The 20,513-nt window shown below is 53.5% G+C and carries 14 protein-coding genes and 3 pseudogenes; 9 read left to right on the forward strand and 8 right to left on the reverse strand.

Annotation, left to right across the window (positions count from 1 at the left end; translation table 11 throughout):
* Positions 1–148: 148 nt before the first annotated feature.
* Positions 149–1,285 carry an N-methyl-L-tryptophan oxidase gene (solA, locus tag NKF06_RS02140; RefSeq protein ID WP_253244375.1) on the reverse strand — a complete coding sequence of 379 codons (1,137 nt, stop codon included), beginning with the start codon at positions 1,283–1,285 and terminating at the stop codon, positions 149–151.
* A gap of 1,722 nt (positions 1,286–3,007) precedes the next feature.
* Between solA and NKF06_RS02145 the strand changes: the two genes are divergently transcribed.
* Positions 3,008–4,129, forward strand: coding sequence for an amidohydrolase family protein (locus tag NKF06_RS02145; protein WP_042665579.1), 1,122 nt, complete (start codon positions 3,008–3,010; stop codon positions 4,127–4,129).
* 2 nt (positions 4,130–4,131) lie between these two features.
* Entirely contained in the window at positions 4,132–4,521 is a 390-nt protein-coding gene (locus tag NKF06_RS02150) for a Rieske (2Fe-2S) protein (RefSeq protein ID WP_042665576.1), read from the forward strand.
* A gap of 109 nt (positions 4,522–4,630) precedes the next feature.
* On the opposite strand, the gene NKF06_RS02155 is transcribed toward NKF06_RS02150, so the two are convergent.
* The 5 genes and pseudogenes from NKF06_RS02155 to NKF06_RS02175 form a co-directional block, all read right to left on the reverse strand.
* Positions 4,631–4,846, reverse strand: a complete 216-nt coding sequence (locus NKF06_RS02155; RefSeq protein WP_253244376.1) for a hypothetical protein — start codon at positions 4,844–4,846, stop codon at positions 4,631–4,633.
* Positions 4,847–5,093: 247 nt separating this feature from the next.
* The gene (locus NKF06_RS02160; RefSeq protein ID WP_253244377.1) at positions 5,094–7,838 is read right to left on the reverse strand and encodes an anaerobic glycerol-3-phosphate dehydrogenase subunit C; all 2,745 of its coding nucleotides are present in this window, start codon (positions 7,836–7,838) and stop codon (positions 5,094–5,096) included.
* Between the two features lie 442 nt (positions 7,839–8,280).
* Positions 8,281–8,535: pseudogene (locus NKF06_RS02165) on the reverse strand (aldehyde dehydrogenase family protein); the annotation flags it as partial.
* A gap of 96 nt (positions 8,536–8,631) precedes the next feature.
* Positions 8,632–10,266, reverse strand: a complete 1,635-nt coding sequence (locus NKF06_RS02170; RefSeq protein WP_253244378.1) for a thiamine pyrophosphate-dependent enzyme — start codon at positions 10,264–10,266, stop codon at positions 8,632–8,634.
* A gap of 375 nt (positions 10,267–10,641) precedes the next feature.
* Positions 10,642–11,445 (reverse strand): IclR family transcriptional regulator, encoded by an 804-nt coding sequence (locus tag NKF06_RS02175; protein ID WP_253244379.1) that lies wholly within the window; start codon positions 11,443–11,445, stop codon positions 10,642–10,644.
* Positions 11,446–11,589: 144 nt separating this feature from the next.
* On the opposite strand from NKF06_RS02175, the pseudogene NKF06_RS02180 reads away from it, so the two are divergent.
* A pseudogene (locus NKF06_RS02180) lies at positions 11,590–11,708 on the forward strand (IS5/IS1182 family transposase); the annotation flags it as partial.
* 201 nt (positions 11,709–11,909) lie between these two features.
* On the opposite strand, the pseudogene NKF06_RS02185 reads toward NKF06_RS02180, so the two are convergent.
* Positions 11,910–12,065: pseudogene (locus tag NKF06_RS02185) on the reverse strand (ISH3 family transposase); the annotation flags it as partial.
* Between the two features lie 893 nt (positions 12,066–12,958).
* Here NKF06_RS02185 and NKF06_RS02190 point away from each other — a divergent pair.
* The 3 genes from NKF06_RS02190 to NKF06_RS02200 all read left to right on the forward strand — a co-directional run bounded on the left by NKF06_RS02190 (position 12,959) and on the right by NKF06_RS02200 (position 15,208).
* Positions 12,959–13,258, forward strand: coding sequence for a hypothetical protein (locus NKF06_RS02190; protein WP_253244380.1), 300 nt, complete (start codon positions 12,959–12,961; stop codon positions 13,256–13,258).
* 295 nt (positions 13,259–13,553) lie between these two features.
* Complete coding sequence (locus NKF06_RS02195) at positions 13,554–14,015, forward strand: hypothetical protein (protein ID WP_253244381.1); 462 nt, start codon at positions 13,554–13,556, stop codon at positions 14,013–14,015.
* Positions 14,016–14,095: 80 nt separating this feature from the next.
* Positions 14,096–15,208, forward strand: a complete 1,113-nt coding sequence (locus tag NKF06_RS02200; protein ID WP_253244382.1) for a transposase — start codon at positions 14,096–14,098, stop codon at positions 15,206–15,208.
* A 691-nt stretch (positions 15,209–15,899) separates the two neighbouring features.
* Here NKF06_RS02200 and NKF06_RS02205 read toward each other — a convergent pair.
* The gene (locus NKF06_RS02205) at positions 15,900–16,682 is read right to left on the reverse strand and encodes an IclR family transcriptional regulator (protein WP_253244383.1); all 783 of its coding nucleotides are present in this window, start codon (positions 16,680–16,682) and stop codon (positions 15,900–15,902) included.
* 504 nt (positions 16,683–17,186) lie between these two features.
* Between NKF06_RS02205 and ugpC the strand changes: the two genes are divergently transcribed.
* From ugpC to NKF06_RS02220, 3 genes are all read left to right on the forward strand, one after another.
* Positions 17,187–18,284, forward strand: a complete 1,098-nt coding sequence (gene ugpC / locus NKF06_RS02210) for a sn-glycerol-3-phosphate ABC transporter ATP-binding protein UgpC (RefSeq protein ID WP_253244384.1) — start codon at positions 17,187–17,189, stop codon at positions 18,282–18,284.
* Position 18,285: 1 nt separating this feature from the next.
* Positions 18,286–19,086 carry a creatininase family protein gene (locus NKF06_RS02215; RefSeq protein ID WP_253244385.1) on the forward strand — a complete coding sequence of 267 codons (801 nt, stop codon included), beginning with the start codon at positions 18,286–18,288 and terminating at the stop codon, positions 19,084–19,086.
* Positions 19,087–19,240: 154 nt separating this feature from the next.
* Entirely contained in the window at positions 19,241–20,512 is a 1,272-nt protein-coding gene (locus NKF06_RS02220) for a sugar ABC transporter substrate-binding protein (RefSeq protein ID WP_253244405.1), read from the forward strand.
* Position 20,513 lies beyond the last annotated feature (1 nt).

Raw genomic sequence — 20,513 nt, forward strand, 5'->3', positions numbered from 1 at the left:
ATCTAGATTGTCTCCTCTAACTACTACTATAAATTTGTCAACAGGTGTAGTTGATCGATCCAACGTTTTAATCGAACACAGGTAATCTACTGCGTACTCCTATACTTCCGAGCTGAAATCTCTAGCGACAATAATTGTCCTTGACGTATTATCTATCAATTTCAAATAAACTGATATCTATCTCAGGGTCTTTTCCATTTGCAAGGTCGGCTGCAATTTTACCGATAACTCCTGCAAACTTGTATCCATGTCCGGAGAAGCCACCTAAGACTGTGACTTCGGGATGATTTGGGAGTGTGTCAATAATGAAATCACGGTCGGGGGTATTCGTATAGATGCATGTCTCAAACCCGAATGGGTCCTCACCACTCACATTGAGATATTTTTCACCAGACTGGGTCAAGACCTCCATATCATGCTCATTGACACTATGATCCATCTCATCTGGATCAACTCGCTCATTTAAGTGATAGTGTCGTCCGAATTTCACACCAGGCTTGCCGAAGGTCGGAAATCCATAGTGAATGTTATCATCATCAGAGATCAAAAAGACGGGGCAATTTTCTGGGGTGAAGTGAGTCTCATTGTTCGGTTGTAGCCAACTCAAGACCTGGCGTTCTGGACTAACTATGCCCTCTAGTGATTCAACCATCTTACCGATCCAAGCACCAGCGGCGATAACAAGTCGGTCTGCCTTGTATTGACCGTCCTCTGTTTTTACTTTCACGCCATCTATTGTTGACTCCCAACTAGTAACCTTCGTTTCTGACTGAATCGTCGCCCCCAATTGCCGGGCTAACTCAACATGTGCAATCGTAGCTGCTTCAGGACGAACAAATCCACCATCACTTTGAACAACAACTTCATATTCACTTGGGAACTGAAATCCTGGGAAGCGTTCAGAAGCACTCTCTCCATCAATTTTTTCGAACGGAACTGAATGTTCATGACACGTTTCTAGCGCTCCAGACACCAAGTCGCATGATGGCCGTCCTGCGGCTATTGACCCCGTTTTATATAATAGCTGTTCTCCCCACTCATCTTCTAACTGTTCCCAGCGGGTGTATGCTTGGTCAATCATGGCCATGTACTCAGGATTCTCATGGTAGGCTCTCCGAATCATTCGTGTGTGACCATGTGACGATCCCTTTGTATGTGGGATACCATGCCTCTCAATTCCTAGCACATCGTTTCCACTTCTCGCAAGTTCGTAGACTGTCGCACTTCCGATTCCACCAACACCGATAACAATCACATCAAAATGCCTGTCTCTGTCTACCAACATGACTGAGTAATCTACCCCCTGTTATATAATATTACGGGCGGGTTGTCCGTGACGATACCAGGCGTTCGTGCACCGTGTCGCATCGAGTAAGAGTCAATAAACCACGCCATGGTCTGTGCGTCAGCATCCAGATTAGGTGCAGAAACGTCCTGTTTGGGGCCGACAACCTCGTGGAGCCCTCAGCAAACGGTCAAGACGTTCTTTCTTGTCAGCTGAGTCTCCCTGGACATCGACAGCGATACCTGCCTTGGCGCCTCCAAACGGAAGACCCATCAAGTACACTTCCACGTCATCCACACCGCAAGCCTGGTGCATTCACCTGCAGTCACGTGGGGATGGTATACTGAGACCTCCCTTGCGGACCACGGATGTCGTCATGCTGTGCCCGGTAGCCGCTAAATACAGCACATCAATGCCCTATCATCGCGTCTGAGTGGGACCGTATCTTCGATAACTTTGTTTGGATGACTGGGTCGTTTGATGATTCCCGGTGTGGTATCAACACGTGTCGTTGCATTCCGGAGTTGCCGACGTGCTGTTTCGTCAGTCGATCCTGTTCTGGTGATTGGGTCGATGACATCCGTGTTGGTTGTCCTGCAACCACCTGCAGTTACCAAGGAGTGACTGAGATGGTACTGTTTCGTTACATCGTCTAATACCGGGACGAACGCGCGAGAACGGTATTTATGACCCGAACCTACTCTCGTAGACCCCGGTCTGAGATCTGATCTTCTCATTACGTACAGCCACTACACGATCTGGACTCTCTGATCTGAGTGGCCGGTACTTCATCACAACGTTCGTCCGCGTCCTCGGTTTACCGTCAAGGCCGACACGGATCGAGTCATCCGCTTAATCACTTGGCTGGTTAATTCCTTCCACCCATGGACACTGAGGGCAACAACACGTCGACTGGAGAGTAACCGTCTGATGACCGCATACTGGGCATTGAGTGGTTTTACTGCTCGCCATATCTCACCTCGTGGTATCGGGTCCTCCATAATAAACTCGTGTGCATATCAGCATATTTGGGTGACTAGCAAGGTTTAGCCGAATGATTCGCCAGGGATCAATTGTGCCTTGTGATCAGATGGCATGTTCGAAGATAACAAACATCTGGGTGACATGGTTCTAACTCAAAACAATAACTCCCTCTACATATAAATTACAGAAATAGGGCTGTAATAGCTCTGGATATTTTGTTCGGGGGCTGACTTTTCTCACTCCTAAGACCGGAAACGCAACTAGAGAACCCTGCTACGGCAATTGGGTCGTTCAACGAGAGTCGTATCACAACCCGCTCTATCGCACATAGCCACTCTTGAGTTGCCAGTTGGGTCATGACCAATGGTACCACAAATCGTGTTTGTGATGTTCGAACATACTTTAGTGCAGTTTTCTCCGGAATCACACCGTTGCTCATGCGATCTACACCTGTAATTGAGGGGTGACAGAACGAGTTGAGATTGGTGCATCGACAACACGGATTTTGTCTGACCGGGTGTGTCCCCAAATTCGTTTGTGTACCTCGAACAGGGTCATTGACTGGCTCTCGTAACCCCTTCCGTTTCATGTAGCAAGGATTGTCTGGAGTTACTTGTGCATAGACTATTATTGCACTAAGAAATCTAATTAATTCAGAGATTTCATAATCGAATCACAATAGCTTGACCAGTCTATCACGGAAATGCTTATGTATCACCATTACTAATGAAATTCTTGATGAGTCAGTCTACAGCCGATAGTGGACGGATCTCCTCGATTGACGACCTCGATGTCATCGTTGACACCGATTTCCACCTCACGGAACGTCAAGAGGATATCTTCCCGTACCTGGAAAGCCCGTTCGACGAAATGCTGAATAGCCAACGTTCCGGGGACGATTATGGGTACTTGGGTCAGGTCTACCCTTCGTCTGGGATGTTGTACTCCGTGACTATGGGTAAGGCCGACTCGGAATCAGTTCGAACCCCGGAAGACGTTCAGAAGGGGAAAGAACTCATTCAGTGGGACAAAGCTATTGCAACGCCGACCCAGAACCTCTACCTCGGGGCAGTTCACCATGACGACTTGGCTGCGGCGCTCGCGAATGCGTACAACAGCTGGCTCCTCGATAATATCGTTGACCGCGACAACGGTGTGTACGGTGCCGCAATAGTCGCTCCGCAAAAGCCTGACAAAGCTGCAGAAGAGATCGACCGAAGGGCTGACGAAAAAGGTATCGCCGCCGTCATGATTCCGAGTGGCTCGGTTGATCCGACCCTCGGAAACGAGATCTACGACCCGATTTACGACGCGTGTGAACGCGCGGGGCTCCCGCTGAAGATGCACAACGCTGCGGGGACGATGATGACTCGGTTCCCGTCGACCTGGAAGTCGATGAACCGGGCCCTTCCCGTTCACGCGACTGCACATAACATGATGCACCAGACAAACCTGGCAGATATGCTAACGCAGGGGGTTCCCGAGCGATACCCGGACCTCGAGTTTATCATCCAAGAATCGGGGCTCGGTTGGTACCCTTACTTCATGCGACGGATAGACCACGATTACATGGGCGCAAAGTGGGATGCACCAATGCTTGATAAGATGCCAAGCGAGTACCTCAGAGACCAGTTCTACCTCACTAGCCAGCCAGTTGAGGGAGCAGACGATCCGAACTATCTCAATCAGGTCACTCGCCTGTTCGAGGGCGAAAACAACCTCATGTTCTCGTCGGACTATCCCCACTTCGACTTCGATAACACGGATGCACTGTTGAAGATTCTCCGGTCGGAGTTCACTAGCGAAGAGATTCAGAACATCTACGGGAAGACCGCCGAGCGGGTGTACGCCTTCGATTAACCATGGGAACCAAAGACACATCAGAGCTGACGGCCGATCTCGATAACCTGCACCACGTCATTACCGCCGATGAATTAGATGAGGGGGAGCGTCTCGTTGTGGACATTCAGGGCCGTGAGATCGCTGTATTCCACTCGAACGGAGAGTTCCACGCTCTCTCGAACTACTGCGTGCACCAAGGCGGTCCAGCCTGTGAGGGCCAGCTAAGCGGTACGCTTGATGTTGATGAGGACGATGAACTGATCTGGTCTTGTGACAAAGAAATAGTTTCGTGTCCGTGGCACGGTTGGGAGTTCAATATCACGGACGGAAGCCACACTGCCAGCAATCACTACCGCTTACCGACGTACGACGTACACGTCGAAGACGGTGAACTCTACGTCAAGCTCTAACGGCCTGTAGAGCACTACCATCGCTGGTCACTCACCTCACGGCTCAAACCTCACTTCTTAGATGAGACACAATGACAACGATCCTCGACGTGATGAGGGTACTGAACGGTCAGTATGGGAAGATGACGAGGAGCTGTATCGAGATGTCGATACAGAACAGCTCCCCGGGTGGTGGGCTGACGCTATCGAAGAATTTCGGAACCACAACCTTCGCCCGTACAAGCCCCCACGGTTCGATGACGACATGATCGTACCGCCGGTGGTTCAGTACCTCGAATCCGTTCACAACATCACCATCCGATTCATGAATGTCAATATGCAGCATGGGGACGATTGGGGTATCTATTTTGATGGCACTCTCGTGTCAACGGTTAGCCGAGAACGGACGCCTGCAGCGTATTCGCGTTATGGCATCACCAGCGGTGAGTTCAAGCAACTCGTACACGACTACGTTACCGACGGCACATCGAACGAGTAGGAACGCCGCGGATCGTGTACAATGTACTCTGCCGGGCGATCCTCTACACACCTCGTCCCACTATTCCAAGAAGCCATAGGCGAAACATCATCCTTTAGTTGAGTTGGTCTGCGAGTAACTCCAGCGGGTGGCTGGTGTCGATATCTCGGTCCGCAAGCTGCTGGCTACACGATGCACCCGTCGTGACGATATGGTCTGCATCCACCGCGTCAATCTTCGATTCGAGGTCGTCACCGATTGCCATCGACAGGTCGTAGTGCTCCACTTCGTACCCGAACGACCCTGCCATCCCACAGCAGGTGGCATCAAGTTGGAGTACTTCGTAACCGACCTCACGAAGCAACTCCACGGGTGCGCTGTCCCACCCTTTTGCCTTCGAGTGACAGTGACCGTGAAACGCCACTTTCACGTCTTCCTTGATCGAGAAGTCCACGTCGCCCGTTGCGATCTGTTCGGAGAGGAACTCCGGTACAGTCCGCGTTATTTCGGGCACCTGATTGGTCTCGTCGACGAGCTCACCGTACTCTTTGATTGCGCTTACACACGACGGTTCCACGCCGACGACGGGAATGTCGGCGTTCACGTACTCGTGAAGTACGTCGAGGTTTTGCTTAGCGAACGTTTCAGCCTTATCCACGAGACCTTGAGAGAGCGCGGCACGACCGCAACACGTCACGTCCGGAATCTCAACCGCGTATCCGAGTGACTCGATGATTCTCACTGCTGCCTTTCCGACTTCGGGGTGGTTGTACTCCATATAACAGTCTGAAAAGAGCGCGACCGTTCCAACAACCCCTGCCTTCGGATGCGGCTCATGGGCGGCGAACCACTGCTGGAATGATTCTCCCGCGAAATCAGGGAGGGTTCGGCGACGGTCAATCCCCGCCACTTTCTCGACTAATATTCGGACCGGTGTGGATTCCTTCGCCTTGTTGGCAATCGGAGCGAACAAACTTCCAAGCTGATTAAGTAGGCGAACGTTCCCGAATAGGCGGGCTCGAAACGGTACACCCACTTCCTCGTGTTTCTGGTGTTTCGCTTCCGTTTTTAACTTGGACATGTCCACCCCAGTCGGACATTCGGTCTCACATCCCTTACAGGAGATACAAAGGTCCAGTACATCGTTTTGGAACCAATCACTCGTGAGAGCCTCCCCACCGAGCTGACCATTAATGGCTTCGCGAAGCATATTTGCCCGCCCACGGGTACTCATAATCTCGTCACCCGTTGCTCGATAGGTCGGGCACATGACGCCTCCATCTGACGTGCGGCACTTCGAACACCCGTTACACTGTTCAACCGCCGATGCGAACCCTTCTTCCTCGCTAAAGTCGAGCGCTGTCTCTACTGTTTCGGGGGCATAACCTTCATAACGCAGATCGGCGTCTACCTCGGAGAGTTCTCCATCAGTCGATGGGACAACGTTTCCGGGATTGAAGACGTCTTTCGGATCGAACGTCCGCTTCACCTCGTTAAATGCGCCGTAGAGCGTCTCACTGTACATCTTCGAGAGATGTTCGGACCGGAGCCGACCGTCTCCATGCTCCCCAGAGACACTACCGCCGACCGCTAGCACCTCTTCGTGTACCGCTTCGGAGACGGAGCGGAGACGTTTCCGGTCGGCTTCCTCTTTGAGATTCAAGAAAGGCTTGATGTGGAGGACCCCCTGTCCGGCGTGGCCAAAGACGCTCGCCTGTAGGTTATGTTCCCGAAGGATATCTCCAACCCGCTCGATGTATTCCGGAAGTTGAGTTGGCGGGACTGCGGCGTCTTCGATAAACGAGAGTGCCTGTTTGTCGCCTGGCTGTCGGTTCAACAGGGGATTCGATGCCTTCCGAACCGTCCAGAGAAGGTCCTGCTCGCTGTCGTCGATCGCCTTCTCGACGCCCACGGCTGCCTCTGTCCATGCCGCTTCGACCACGTCGTCCAGATCAGATTCCTGTTCGGCGTACGTGCTTTCGACTTCGACGAGCAGTGCGGCCCCGGCGTCCCCGGGTATTAAATCGAGTTCCCACGCGTCGCGCGCGTAGTCAAGAACCATACTATCCATTAATTCGACCGCACTGGGGTCCGACTCTCGAACCGAAGCGACTGCCGTCGCGGCGTCAGTGATGCTATGGTAGAAGACGAGTGCAGCGGCCCGCGTTTCCGGACGGGGTGTTAGTTCGAGCGTTACTTCTGTAATGACTCCGAGTGTTCCCTCACACCCGGCGAATAGTTTCGACAGATCGATCCACGACCCGTCCGGTGAGGTGCTGCTTTCTAGGTCGTACCCGCTGGAGTTACGCTCCAAATCGGGATACTCGGTTTCAATCTGTTCAGCGTACTCACACCCGATTCTGCGAACAGTTCTGTGGACTTCGCCGACCATTTCGTCCCGCTCGCAAACGGCGTCTAGCCCGTCGCCCTCCCGTCGACGGAACTTGGCGACCGTTCCGTCAGAAAGGACACTGGTTACTCGACGTAAATTGTCGCGCGTAGTTCCATGTTTAATTGAGTGTGCTCCTGCGGCGTTATTCGCGACCATTCCACCGATGGTACACGTACTGGAGGTCGATGGATCCGGTGCAAAGTACAGGCCGTACCGTTCCAACAGCGCGTTCAAGTCATCGAGAACGACACCCGGTTGTACCGTCGCTGTCATCTCATCTGGGTCAATGTCGACTACCTCACTGAGATGCCTCGAACAGTCTACGATGAGGCCTCTCCCAATCGCATTCCCAGTAAGACTTGAGCCAGCACCACGCGCGGTGATACTCACGTCGTATTCTCGAGCAAACGCAACCACGTGTCGAATATCGTCCTGACTCTTTGGATAGACCACGCCTGCCGGGCGCATCTGGTAGATACTTGCATCCGTTGAATAGAGTGCTCGCGTGGTTTCATTGAAGTCGACTTCGCCATCTAATTCGCGACGAAGTGAAGATAGCACTACTTCTTTGTCACTAATCATAACCGTGTGGTTGATGGACACACTACATATTTATACTTTTCCTCGGTCGGTGTTGTCTCGGTAGAATTGACTAAGAAAACGCGAAATCGCTCGTCTTTTACTCAGTGCTCAGACGAAGCCGAACTCTCTTCTAGCCAACTGATTAATAATATGTGTCGTGGAAGGCATATCGAGTGTCGGATAAAATCGGTTAGCGTTCAATCGAGTTTCTCTAGTTTTTGTATCTCCTCGTCAGACCACTTGTAATGTGTCTCCTCGATATCGTGAAGGTTGTCGACGCACTCATTGTACGTTCCCGAGCGATTAACTCGTAGGGGTCATCGGGATGCGCCTCAATCACTTCACGTGCAGAGGGGTAGCCGTTGCCGGATTTCCACCCCCGCCGAATGGCAGCTGAACTTCGACCCCGATACAGGGAGAGGTTCGCATACGCAAGGCCGATTTCGACGTTGTCTCTGAAGTAGTTAAACTGTTGGTAGTCCTCAGAGATAATTGCGCCGGAAAGGCCATAGTCACAACCGTTGTGAATCTCAAGCGCAGTCTCGATACCACCAGAGTACGAAACCAACGCAACGTGTGGACCGAGTCAGATTACGGACTGGCGATTCGCGACTGACGACGCACGCATCAAACTGTGGAGGCTCTCTCCTGTCTCAGTTATTGATTGAAGCAACACTAGTTAGTCTTGCATCCAAGTCGATGCTTGCGGCTCCGCGGGGTCGGTTTTCGTCTCAATAAGTATTGGTTCGTCTGAACACACGGCTTCTGAGACTGCTTCATCAATCTCTTCTGGGGTATTGGCTTTGAGACTACGCATACCCATCCCTTCAGCGATAGTTGAGAAATCGAGTGGTGCATGGTCCCACCCGTACTCTTGCATCTGCAGCTCGTAGCTCCGACCAGCTTCTTCGCTAATAATGGCGTAATCGGCGTTGTTCAGGACAATTACTATGACGGGAATGCCCTCCGAAACGGCGGTGTGGAGTTCATGAATGCACATCATGAGTCCGCCATCGCCGGTGATACTAACGACCGGTGTATCCGGGTTTGCTAACTTAGCGCCGATTGCTGACGGAAGTCCCGTTCCCATCGTAGCCCACGACCCAGGATTGACGTACTTTCGTGGGCCAGCAGCGTCAAATGCGTTGAGTGCCCACACTTTCGATCCACCGGCGTCAAAAGTAGCGATTGTGTCGTCCGGGAGCGCCTCTCGAATCGCACGAAGTGCTTCGACGGATGTGAGCGGCGTGGTGGAATCAATGAGGCTCAGGAGTCGGTCTTCTGTCTGTGATTTCACCTGCGTGGCACGAGAGTAGTCGCCGGACGACTCTACCCCGCACCTACTGAGCTCTGTGGACAATTCGATGAGTGACTTGCGTGCGTCCGCGATGATGCCAACAGTTGGTTTATATCCCGTCCCAAGGTCGTCGGCGTGAAGCGTAACGTGAATTAACGACTCAGGAATATTGATAGACCATCCTCGTGTTGCGAGCGCGTCTAAATCGGTCCCAACAGCCAACCCGACGTCTGACTCGGCAAGGCAGTCAAGTAGCTCAGAGCTGGCGCTGCCACCTAACGCACCAATACAGAGGTCGTGATCACTTGGTATCACTCCTTTCCCTTTGTACGTTGTCACAACGGGTGCATCAAGCTGTTCTGCAACGGCACGGAGTTCTTCTGATGCTCCGGAAGAACGAACACCTCCTCCGGCAATGATGATAGGGCGCTCCGACTCGGCAAGTAACCCCGCGGCACGTTCGATGTCTTTCTTCGCTGGTGAGTAGTCTGGGGATGTGCTGCTTAAACTAGGCTCTGCGAGCGGAACTTCCTGCGGAAGGAAGTCTTTCGGGATCCCGAGACGAACCGGACCTTTCGGGGGGGTTCGCGCAATCGTAATCGCACGCTGGAGATCGACAAGCGTTGACTCTGGGTTTTTCACCACGATATTTTCTTTGACCGCATTGTCGTACGTGTCTGGTGGTGTCTCGTGGATTGCGTCACCTCCACGAAGCTCCGGTTCAGTTTCTATCGCGATATGTAGGAGTGGAGTGCAGTCGTTCAGTGCATTCTTTAGCCCGTTCATGGCGTTCATATCTCCGGGGCCAGGAATAACGACGGTTCCTGCCATTCGACCACTCGTCTCTGCGTACCCCCACGCTTGGTGAGTGACGGCAGTTTCATGCCGTGCAACTACGAAATCAAGGTTGTCGTTGTCATCAATTCCTTCGTTAAGCGGAAGTGATTGCTTCCCCGGGATACCGAAAACCGTGTCTATACCATTGTCTACGAGACAATCAATGACGGCTCTGCTCACACGCATACCTCGAATTAGGGACAGGGGGTCTTAAAAATAATGTCGAGTCGAGGTCTGGCCAGAAGAACCCAATATCTCACGGTGGCGTTCGAGAATCGTAGACGAGGTTTTAGCGATTTGAACTCTGATTTCCACTTCTATCCCAGCAGATGGTCATATTTCATGAGATGAGATCCGTTCGAACATTACAAACAACTTTGGGCGTATTTGGAACATTAATTTTTTATGATGGGTTCCACTTCGACCCGCAAAATCATCGATCAAAATGCGTATTTCGCAGCTACAATTACAGTACTAGTTGTGTAAAGTTTTAGTTGCTAATCAAAATGTGTTATCATGGGACAATTTACAATATACTGATATTGGAACTGGTTGTTATTCTGAGACGGGCGTGACCGGCCCCTTCTGTGTCTCTAACGCAACTTCAATGACGTTTGCAGTCTGCATAATCATCTCGGGATACTTCTTTTCGAAGGCGTCGTCGTCAATACGAGATGTGGGTGCAGAGATACTGATCGCACCAAGGACATCGTCATTAGAATCTGTTACTGCAGTCCCGACTGATCGTGTACCCCGTATTTGCTCTCCGTCGTTGGTCGCATAACCCTGTTCACGGATCTGTGTAGCTACTTCAAAGAACTCGTCAATGTCCGTAATTGTATTTTCGGTGAGTTCCGGCATGCCATGTTCTGTTACTATCTTGTGAGCACGTTCTTCAGGCATGAACGCAAGTATCGCTTTGCCTGCGGCACTCCAGTGGAGATAGTCTGGATTTTCAAGGAGGTCACGATGGTATTCGTGAGCAATACCGTTTTTGCCTACTGAGGTGTGATAATACACTCCTTTACCAAACTGTTCTACCATTAGGTGCGTACTCTCCCCGGTTTCGTCTGCTAATCTTTCAAGCTCAGGTTTGCCGATATTGTAGAAATCAGACTGGTGTTTAACAAAGTTACCGAAGTTGTAAAATTTTGCACTAAGGTTGTACTCTTCATCTTCTTTAACAACTAATTCGGAGTCGTGGAGCGTCGCGAGGTGTGTGTACACGCCACTCTTCGAGAGGCCTACGTAGTTTGCTAGCTCTGTAACTCCTGCGCCGTTCAATTCTTTAATAGCATTTAGAATCTCACAAGCTCTTGTGACGGTTGATAGTGTCCTTGGTGATTTCTTCTCAGCCATGCCTTGTGTATTGATAGCGCTTCATTTAATCGTTTGTGTTGTTCGAACAGCATTACCCAGACCAACTGACACTATTGTAAGCTTAACAAGAGTGACGCCGACATAGATTGCGTGGACGAGACCGTCTGTCAAAGTCAACGGCGAGTACACCCCTCCCGGGGCCGCGTTCACGCACGAGTGCAGGTGTTTCTGGCGCTGTGTCTTCGCCTCGTCATCAACTACGAACGAGGAGATAATCCAGAAGTACTGTAATCATGGTCTGAGAAATCTTCTCTGATGTCCTTCCGGGATACCAACTACGTGTAGACCACGCGTGGAAAGGCAACTATAAGACAACAAGTAAACAGGTCACCAACGCTAAACCTACGTCAACGTGCAGGTCGAAACGTGACCCGAACCGAACCACGTCAAAGATGCCCACAACGGGCCACCAAAGCGGTGAAGCGCGTCGCCACGTATTTTTAGTGCAAATACCGCCAGACGTTCTGTAACAGCAAGCTCACCACGACGTACAGCAACTGTACGACCGGATTCTGTGTCGGGGTCGTCGCAATACTTTCCTCGGAGAGTCGATAGCTCGCCTCGATACCGAAGCGTTTCGCGTAGTGTATCAAGTGTCTCTAGGTTGATTTAGTGCGGAGATGGTAGAGAACCAAGTTTTTGTGAGGGTGCACCTTCGCTAGGAACTTGTAGATGTCTTCAGCATCGAGTGCGGCGTTTTTCAGGAATGTGAGAGCAATTCCTCGTCAAGAGTGTTGACGAGGAAGTTAAGCAGCTGGTCCTCGGATTTTACCTTAGTAATCAGACGTCTCAACTAACCGGCTTTGTGATGTACTGAGTCTAACCCAATAGAAAAACAGTACCAAAATCACCTATCCTCCGAAACTGTGATCTTCCACAGTTTCGGTAGGATGGGTTCTGTTGCGTGTCTTATTTTCACGCTGTCTGTATCTGATTAGGTTCCAGTCTTGCGCTTTTCGAATTTATCACAGTGAGAGAATTTGGAAAAATTTTCTGAGTGACATGAAATCAGAATCGGTAGACAGCTCCTATTTCACCGTTGTTATGCTTGAACGGAAGGCACACAACACTTCCATCCTCCGAGGTTGTGTATATATTAGTTATGATTGAAATCATTTGAGATAGCGTACAGTTCTAATCCATTCAAATATTTCAAAAATTAAAAAAATGCCATTGTGGGTGGACCGACACATGTGGTTCAAATGGAACGAACTCGAAGAAAGTTCATACAATCAGTTGGCGCAACAGCTCTCGGGATAACTACACTGTCTGCAACTGCGAGTGCTGCAGACCCATTATACCTAGACATCTCAAACGAAATGGGTGCATCTGCTGGCACTGAGTTCACCGCAGAAGTTACCATTTGTGACAATTCAATCGGTTGTTATGCAGACCCAGTTCGGGTCGCTCCAGGAGAGAGTAAGAGCTTCACGGCTGAAGGTTACCTCGACCAACTAACGTTGAGATCTGTTTACGGTAAAAAAAAGTCAACGTGGGCATCGATTTCGTCGGCGGTGGAAATTTCGATGGAAAAGCAAAGTTGGAGATCCAGAGCACGGATAGTGTTGGACTTGACGAAAATTACACAAATACTGTGTATGGAAGTTTCAGTAAACCAGGGGATGGTTCTCTAGAGTATTATTCCGATATAGTGGATGGAAACCAATGGTCTGGATCGGTTGGTGATGGTGGATTGGATCACTGTAATATGGATGGTAGCTTAGACCGAGTTGAAGCTGAAACTGGGAAGGACACATATTTCCGTGTCGTTGAACGGAACGCCCAATGGTGAAATTCGAAACCGATAGTACTTAAACAATCTATAATTTTTATTTGTGATTTGACTCAATTTAGTAGAACGCTCTTGTCAGGAAAGATTTTAACGCCAATTTGGGCGCCTTGAGCCGTGTTTAGACACTAGTAATATTGTCTAAGAACCGGGATTTCTAGGAATTGAAGTGAGCGCAGTCGAGTGTGCACTCCAAACTGGTTCGTTTCACCGAACGATGTGTCCAATTATCTCAAGAAGCTGTCGGATGTGACCCTCTACCACCTCTCAGAATAGGAAAGGTGGTTACGCCGATTGGGTGCTCGTTGCGATTCACGGACTTCGTGAGTATCTCGACCTTCCGTACCGCCGATTCCTCGATATCCTCCGTGAAATATCTGACATCGTGGGGAAGCTCGGGTTGTCCGTTGAGGAATTACTGGACTTCAACACGGTCTGCGCCCGGAAGCAGGCGCTGAAGACGTGGGTCTGGCGAATGTTGTTGCGACTGCCGATGGGTCTGTTTGACACTGGAGAGATTCAGGCCATCGACTCCACCAGCATCGCTCATCGATCGTCCAGCCACAACTACGCGAAACGTGTCAAAGGCACATTGCTCGACAAGAGTGATCCTCGACGTTCACTGCTCAATGAGTCACCCACACGGTACACTCAACGAACCGGGGGAACCACGATTTTAGGAGTGTACCCAGTCAGACTACCGGTCAAGCGCCAGTTGAGAGAGTACCAACTGGACGGTGCTATTCAGCACATCTCCTAATCATCTTTCTGTAGCAAGGAAACCCCGCCGTTCACAGTAGTTGCCGAACCTAGCTGAAGACTCGTGACGTACTGTTCAGCATGGTCTCCACGGCTGAAGCAAAACAGGTCTGTCGTGCTGCCTCAACACTCCTTTACCCGGCGTTAGACTTCGGAATCAAACCCTGCGGCACCTACACGAGAGAGGACTTTCTCGAAGTCCTCTCTCGAATCGCGTTCGATCACGAATTCGCAAATACGGGCGGCAAGACCGTTCAGTTGGCCCGGCCCGAGCCGGTCGACGTGACGTCGACGGCTCGGAATTTTCTGGCGAAATCGCTGCTCTATCACCTTCGGAATCTCGACACAGCTGTCATCGACACTCAGTTCGATGGTGTCCGAGACCGTCTGTTTCAGGTCCTTCGAGCACGGCGGTTGCTTCCACCTCGTGTTGACGTTGCTATCGATCTTCACGAGTGGCGGTTCTATGGCTCGGCCGACGCTGACCACGTTCTGATCACCTATCCCGACCTCGGGACGAACCGAGCATACTGCTTTGCGACACTCTGTATCGTCGCTCCCAACGTTCGATTCACGCTCGCAGCGATACCGATGGACGCGAACGGCTTCCGTGCGAAGCAGGAAGCCGTTCGCTCACTCATCCTCACCGCACGGCGGTACGTCCCGATCAGACACGTCTACCTCGACCGCGGGTTCTACCAAGTCCACGTTGTCGCAGAGTTGGAACGCTTGGGCGTGAACTACATGGTTCGTGCACGACCGAGCAAGGGGATGAAAGACCGTCTCAGCGCCGGCGCTGAGACGATGGTCGATTCCTACCGGATGCAGCGAAAGCGACCACCGACAGCAACAGCTGAGGTCACCGTCTTCGCCGTGCCTCATCGAACAAGTGAGGACGAACACGCGTGGTTCGTCACGAACCTCGACGTAGAGCCAGAGACTGCGAGAGCGTACGCGGCGGCGTTCCGCCGCCGCTGGGGGATCGAAACGTCGTACCGGAAGATCGGAGACTTTCTGCCGAGAACGTCGTCTCCGACGTTCTCTGTGCGGTTGTTCTACTTCCTGTTCGCGGTGGCACTGTACAATCTGTGGGTGTTAGCGAACGTTCTCGTTTCAGGTGGGCCGATCCCGAGCAAACCACAGATTTCGACGCGTATTTTCCGAACGCTGGTGATCCCGCACGGATACGGGTAGCGTTCAGTGAGCGTCGACCGGGATGACCGGTCAGAACGCTAGTCACGAGTGGCATCGCTCGGGAACGCCACCTTCGGCGGCGTTCCCTCGCTCTTTGTCCAAAGCGTTCATCGAGAGAGTGACCGAAACTCACCGCGAGAATGGTAATGCCAAGAACTTCGTTTCGGTGAAAATTCTGATTCGGCGTCTACTGTAAAGGGCGGGGCTTTCTCCTTGATTCTCCGTAAGCTCGCGGCTCTCTCCCCAACTGTATTGGGTGTTTTATTCAAGTTTATCTGCCGTCATTATCTCCGATGGGTATTCGAAACTGAATGATTCATGCCGACGCAGGTAATCTCGCGAGCATACAGAGCTGACAAGTCGCGACTTATGATTAGAACTGTGGGCATGAATGTTTGTTTCTATGATAATAAACATGAAAGTAGTACAAATGGCATCTCAAATGTGTGGTGACTGTGAATCGGCCGTCCACCAAATGGTCGCTTCGTCAGCGATACGGAGGGAGTTACTTCCGTACTAGACTTTCTTAAGTCGTACAATACTTTCTCCGTGGTGACTCTACCGACGCGTCGTGGCTTTGTCGGTTTGCTCGGCCGGAAGGCCGGCAAGACGCCGAGACGAACGATACCCATCGTATCTCCCGCAATTCATTACAGGCATAGTTATGTAATCTATTCACGACGAGTGGTAATCACCCATCTATGGTCGTGTACTCGGAGTACTGGTTACGCACTTCGAGTTCGTTTTTGCTGTACTGCAGTACGTTCAGCAGCTCCGACATGTAGGCGGGGGTGAACCGGTCTCGTGGCCCGGTCACGCCGATAGACGCCTTGACCTCCCCGTTCTTATCGAGAAGCGGAACGGCGATACCTCGAATACCACGGAGGTGTTCCTCGTCGTCGATAGCATACCCCCGTTCACGGACCCGCGTGAGCGAGTCTTCGAGTTCCGCCAGCGAGCTAACGGTCCTGCTCGTCCCCGACGGGAGGCCGTGTCGCTCGACGATTTCCGCCCGGCGAGCCTCGGGGAGGTACGCTAAGATTGCCTTTCCAAGCGAGGTCCAATGCATCTCCGTGCGATTCCCGATCGGAATCTCGTCCGCCGCGGCCTTCTCCCCGGTGCTTCGATACAGAATGACTCGTTTCCCGTTTTCCTCGACCGCGGCACCGACTATCTCGCCCGTCACTCGGCTGAGTTCTTCGACCTTATTCCTGAGCAGCCGAGCGATGTCGACTCGCTGCCGGATGTCTCCGCCGACCTCAAGAAAGCGAAATGAGCGACGGTAGTCTCCGGCGTCTTTGACGACGAAGCCCTGTTCGACGAGCGTGTTGAGGTGGACGTAAATCGTGCTTGCCGGAATGTCGACTGTCGACGCGAGTTCCGAGAGGCCGGCCGGTTCGACGCCACTGAGAGCGTCGAGAATCTCGAACGTCGTTTCGACCGCGCGTATTGTTTTGACGTTGCCATCGGACATGATACGGTCTTTCCCGCACTCGGTGAAAGTATTTTCCCCCTGTTCAACTGGTATTCAACTCTCTCGGAAAGAACATCCCGAGTATTCACCACAGAAAAAAGTACAGCGAGTAACATGCTATTTTTACCGCATTCCAATGCGTATTTTCCGAACACGTCGAATCCGAGAGCGAAACCGCGTCCGGTGAACAGGCCGAAATACCGGTTGAGAAGCCGTGTTCGCTGAATGTCAACGGGAGTGTAGGCGTACGTCGAGGTTCTCCATTTTCGACCGTGTTGAATACAGCGTGCTGACCATGATGATTTCGGGAAGACCACCGCTGAGTCCCTCGGTTAGACGCATGGGGAGGCGAGAACCGATGACCGGACAGACGCTTCACCCGACGACTGGGGTGTCGAGAAGACCGCAGCGGCGCCGACTGCGATTCAACACCGTTGGGAGCGCGTCGTTGGCTTCCATTACCAACATTTATTATGCAGGATTGAGGAGTAGTCCTCAGCCGACATGAGCCAGGTAAGACTATCGAACGTGAGTAAGGAGTACGACGGGGACATCCTCGCCGTCGAGGGGTTGGACCTCACCGTCGACGACGGGGAGTTCGTCGTCGTCGTCGGACCGTCCGGGTGCGGGAAGTCGACGACGCTCAGGATGGTGGCGGGCCTCGAGACCGTCACCGGCGGTGAGATCGCCATCGGCGAGCACGTCGTCAACGACGTGCGGCCGCAGGACCGGAACATCGCGATGGTGTTCCAGTCGTACGCGCTGTACCCACACATGACCGTCCGCGAGAACATGTCCTTCGGGCTGCGTCTCGCCGGTGAAGACGACGGCGAGGTCCGGGATCGTGTCGAGGATGCCGCCGAGATGCTGGAGATTTCGGAGCTGTTAGACGACCTTCCGAAACAGCTCTCGGGCGGTCAGCAACAGCGGGTCGCACTCGGGAGAGCCATCGTGCGCGACCCCGACGTGTTCCTGATGGACGAGCCGCTTTCGAACTTGGACGCCAAACTCCGGACGCAGATGCGGACGGAGATCCAGCGGATTCAGGAGGACCTCGGTGTCACGACAGTGTACGTCACTCACGACCAGACGGAGGCGATGACGATGGCCGACCGTATCGTCATCCTCAACGACGGCAAACTCCAGCAGGTCGACCCCCCGGAGCGGTGCTACGACGAGCCCAACAACGAGTTCGTCGCCGGCTTCATCGGATCGCCCTCGATGAACTTCTTCGAGGTGACCGCAACGGACGACGACGGCGGCGTTCGCTTCGAATCCCCGAGCTTCGAGTTCACGCTGGATGTCGACATTCCCTCTGGTGAGTACACGCTGGGCGTCCGACCGGAAGACCTCACGCCGGACCGCGAGGGAGGCTACGTCGAAACAGTCGTCGACGTCGTCGAACCGGTCGGTTCGGACAACTTCCTCTACCTGCAGACGGCCCGCGGCTCGTCCGAGGTCGTTGCGCGGGTCGAAAGCGAGTTCCGACCGAGCGTCGGGGACGAGATAACGCTCGGGTTCGACGTGGACGACATGCACCTCTTTGGTAGCGACGGCGCGCGCGTACCAGTGAACGAGACGCGACTGACGGACTCCGCCTGACATGATGTATGATTCAATCGGACGACGCGAGTACGAGTGGGCAGGAATGACCGCGGCCGAGGTTCGAGCGGTGGGAGCGAAACCGGGCTCGATTCTGGTGATTCCGGTGGGGAGCATCGAACAGCACGGTGAACACCTGCCGGTGGTGACCGACTCTCTCTTGGTCGAGGCGATGGTCGATTCTGCGGTCGAGCAGACCGACGGTCTCCCCGTCGTCGTCTCGCCGACGGTGTGGAGTGGGTTCTCACCACACCATCTCACCTTCGGCGGGACGCTGTCGTTAGATTTCGAAACGATTCGCGCGACGCTCGAGGACATCGCGAACACGGGACTTCAAAACGACTTCGACGCCGTGTTGTTCGTCAACGGCCACGGCGGCAACGGACCCCTCATCGGGTCCGTCGTCAGCACGGTCGGCGTCGAGACCGATGCCGAGGTGCTCGGAACGACCTACTTCGAGCTAGCGACTGACCGAATCGAGGCGCTTCGAGATACCGAGACCGGTGGGATGGCTCACGGGGGCGAGTTCGAAACGTCGCTCATGCTTGCGGCCCGACCCGACCTCGTCGGCGATTCGTCCACCCGGAACGGTGAACCACTAAGTGAGACGTACCGCTGGGGCGGACAGGACCTCCTCGACGGGGGCTCGGTGAGCGTCTACCGGTCGTTCGACGCGTACTCCGAGACGGGCGCCATCGGGCTCCCCGAGGAGGCGAGCGCCGAGAAGGGAGAGCGGATTCGGTCGATTATCGCCGAGGAACTCGCCTCGCTGCTCGATGCGGTTCACGAACAGAACGCGTGAGACACTGACAACCATAATAAAAATAAAATATGGATAAAAACAATTATATATGTGGGGGCAATTGGTAGCGATGATGCGAGAGAATACCACAGAAGAAGCTAGCGGACAGACTCTGGATCGTCGGCGGCTCCTTCAAGCGCTCGGCGCTGGTGGCATGATCGCCGTCGCCGGCTGTACCGGCGGCGGGGACGGAAGCGAAAGCGGCTCTGACGGCGAGGGCAGCGGAGAGGGTGGGGACGACACCCAGAGCGTCCAACTCCTCACGATGGGCGTCGGTGACAACATCAAGCAGTTCTTCGAGGAGAACAACGCCGCCTTCGAGTCGGAGTACGGCGTCGACGTCGAGTTCACGAGTGTGACCTGGGACAACGCACGGCAAACCGTGAACAACCGAGTCGACGGCGGCCAGGCCCCGGACGTGAGCCGCTGGCCCGCTCGGTGGATTCCGCAACTCGTCGGGAAGGACGCGCTCGAACCGGTCGACGACCTGATGGACGGCGAGTTCGGCGAGAAGTTCGCCGAGGGGGTCGCCAACGGCACGATGTACAACGGCTCGCACTACGGCGTCCCGTGGGCCGCGTCGAACAAGTGTCTCTACTACAACAAAGACGCGTTCGAGGCCGCCGGTCTCGACCCGGAAAACCCGGCGCTCGACACGTGGGAAGACATGCTCGCGGCAGCGAAGGCCCTCACCGAGAGCGACGAGGTGAGTATCCCGGCGCTCGGCCTCGCCGGCGCCGATGCCATCGAGACGGGGTCGCAATACTACCACTACCACTGGTCGCACGGCGCCGATCTGGTCGACGACGAGGGGATGCCCGTCGTCAACTCCGACGGCGCCGTCGAGGCGCTTTCGTTCTACACCGACCTCCATCTCGAACACGGCGTGACGCAGTCTTCACCGCTTTCGTCGACCCGACAGGACATCCGCCAACTGTTCGAGAACGGCGACCTCGGGATGGTCATCGGGCACGTGTACACGGGGCTTAACATAACCGAATCACAGGAGAACGGCGAGGTCGACTTCGACTACGGTATCGTCCAGGTCCCGGAGGGGCCCGCGGGCCGGTACAGCCTGTTCACCATCGACACCCTGGGCATCTTCAGCCAGAGCGAACACAAGGACGTCGCGCGAGACCTGATTCGCTTCTACTTCGACGAGGAGCGCCGCTTCCAGTACTCGAAACAGAAGGGCTTCCTCCCGGTCGTCGAGGCGGTCGGCGAACGGGAGTACTTCTCCGAGTCGAAGAACTGGGGGCCGTTCGTCGAGGCGGGACAATACGCCCGTGCTCGGCCGAAACTCAGCAATTTCAGCCAGTTCAACGACCGGATGGTCCAAGCGATACAGGAAGCGCTCGCCGACCAGAAGAGCCCGCAGAAGGCCTTGAACGACGCCCAGAGTGACCTCGAAGACGCGATGGACTAAT

The sequence above is a fragment of the Haloferax sp. AB510 genome (genome assembly GCF_024136985.1).
In the GTDB taxonomy this organism is placed as follows: Archaea; Halobacteriota; Halobacteria; order Halobacteriales; family Haloferacaceae; genus Haloferax.

Excerpts from the sequence above, each read along its gene's own strand:
- NKF06_RS02155 (WP_253244376.1), bottom strand. The coding sequence starts at position 4,846 with ATGCTGCATATTGACATTCATGAATCGGATGGTGATGTTGTGAACGGA.
- NKF06_RS02160 (WP_253244377.1), bottom strand. The coding sequence starts at position 7,838 with ATGCGCCCGGCAGGCGTGGTCTATCCAAAGAGTCAGGACGATATTCGA.
- NKF06_RS02220 (WP_253244405.1), top strand. The coding sequence starts at position 19,241 with ATGATCGCCGTCGCCGGCTGTACCGGCGGCGGGGACGGAAGCGAAAGC.
- NKF06_RS02215 (WP_253244385.1), top strand. The coding sequence starts at position 18,286 with ATGATGTATGATTCAATCGGACGACGCGAGTACGAGTGGGCAGGAATG.
- NKF06_RS02200 (WP_253244382.1), top strand. The coding sequence starts at position 14,096 with ATGGTCTCCACGGCTGAAGCAAAACAGGTCTGTCGTGCTGCCTCAACA.
- solA (WP_253244375.1), bottom strand. The coding sequence starts at position 1,285 with ATGTTGGTAGACAGAGACAGGCATTTTGATGTGATTGTTATCGGTGTT.
- NKF06_RS02150 (WP_042665576.1), top strand. The coding sequence starts at position 4,132 with ATGGGAACCAAAGACACATCAGAGCTGACGGCCGATCTCGATAACCTG.
- NKF06_RS02175 (WP_253244379.1), bottom strand. The coding sequence starts at position 11,445 with ATGGCTGAGAAGAAATCACCAAGGACACTATCAACCGTCACAAGAGCT.
- ugpC (WP_253244384.1), top strand. The coding sequence starts at position 17,187 with ATGAGCCAGGTAAGACTATCGAACGTGAGTAAGGAGTACGACGGGGAC.
- NKF06_RS02205 (WP_253244383.1), bottom strand. The coding sequence starts at position 16,682 with ATGTCCGATGGCAACGTCAAAACAATACGCGCGGTCGAAACGACGTTC.
- NKF06_RS02145 (WP_042665579.1), top strand. The coding sequence starts at position 3,008 with ATGAGTCAGTCTACAGCCGATAGTGGACGGATCTCCTCGATTGACGAC.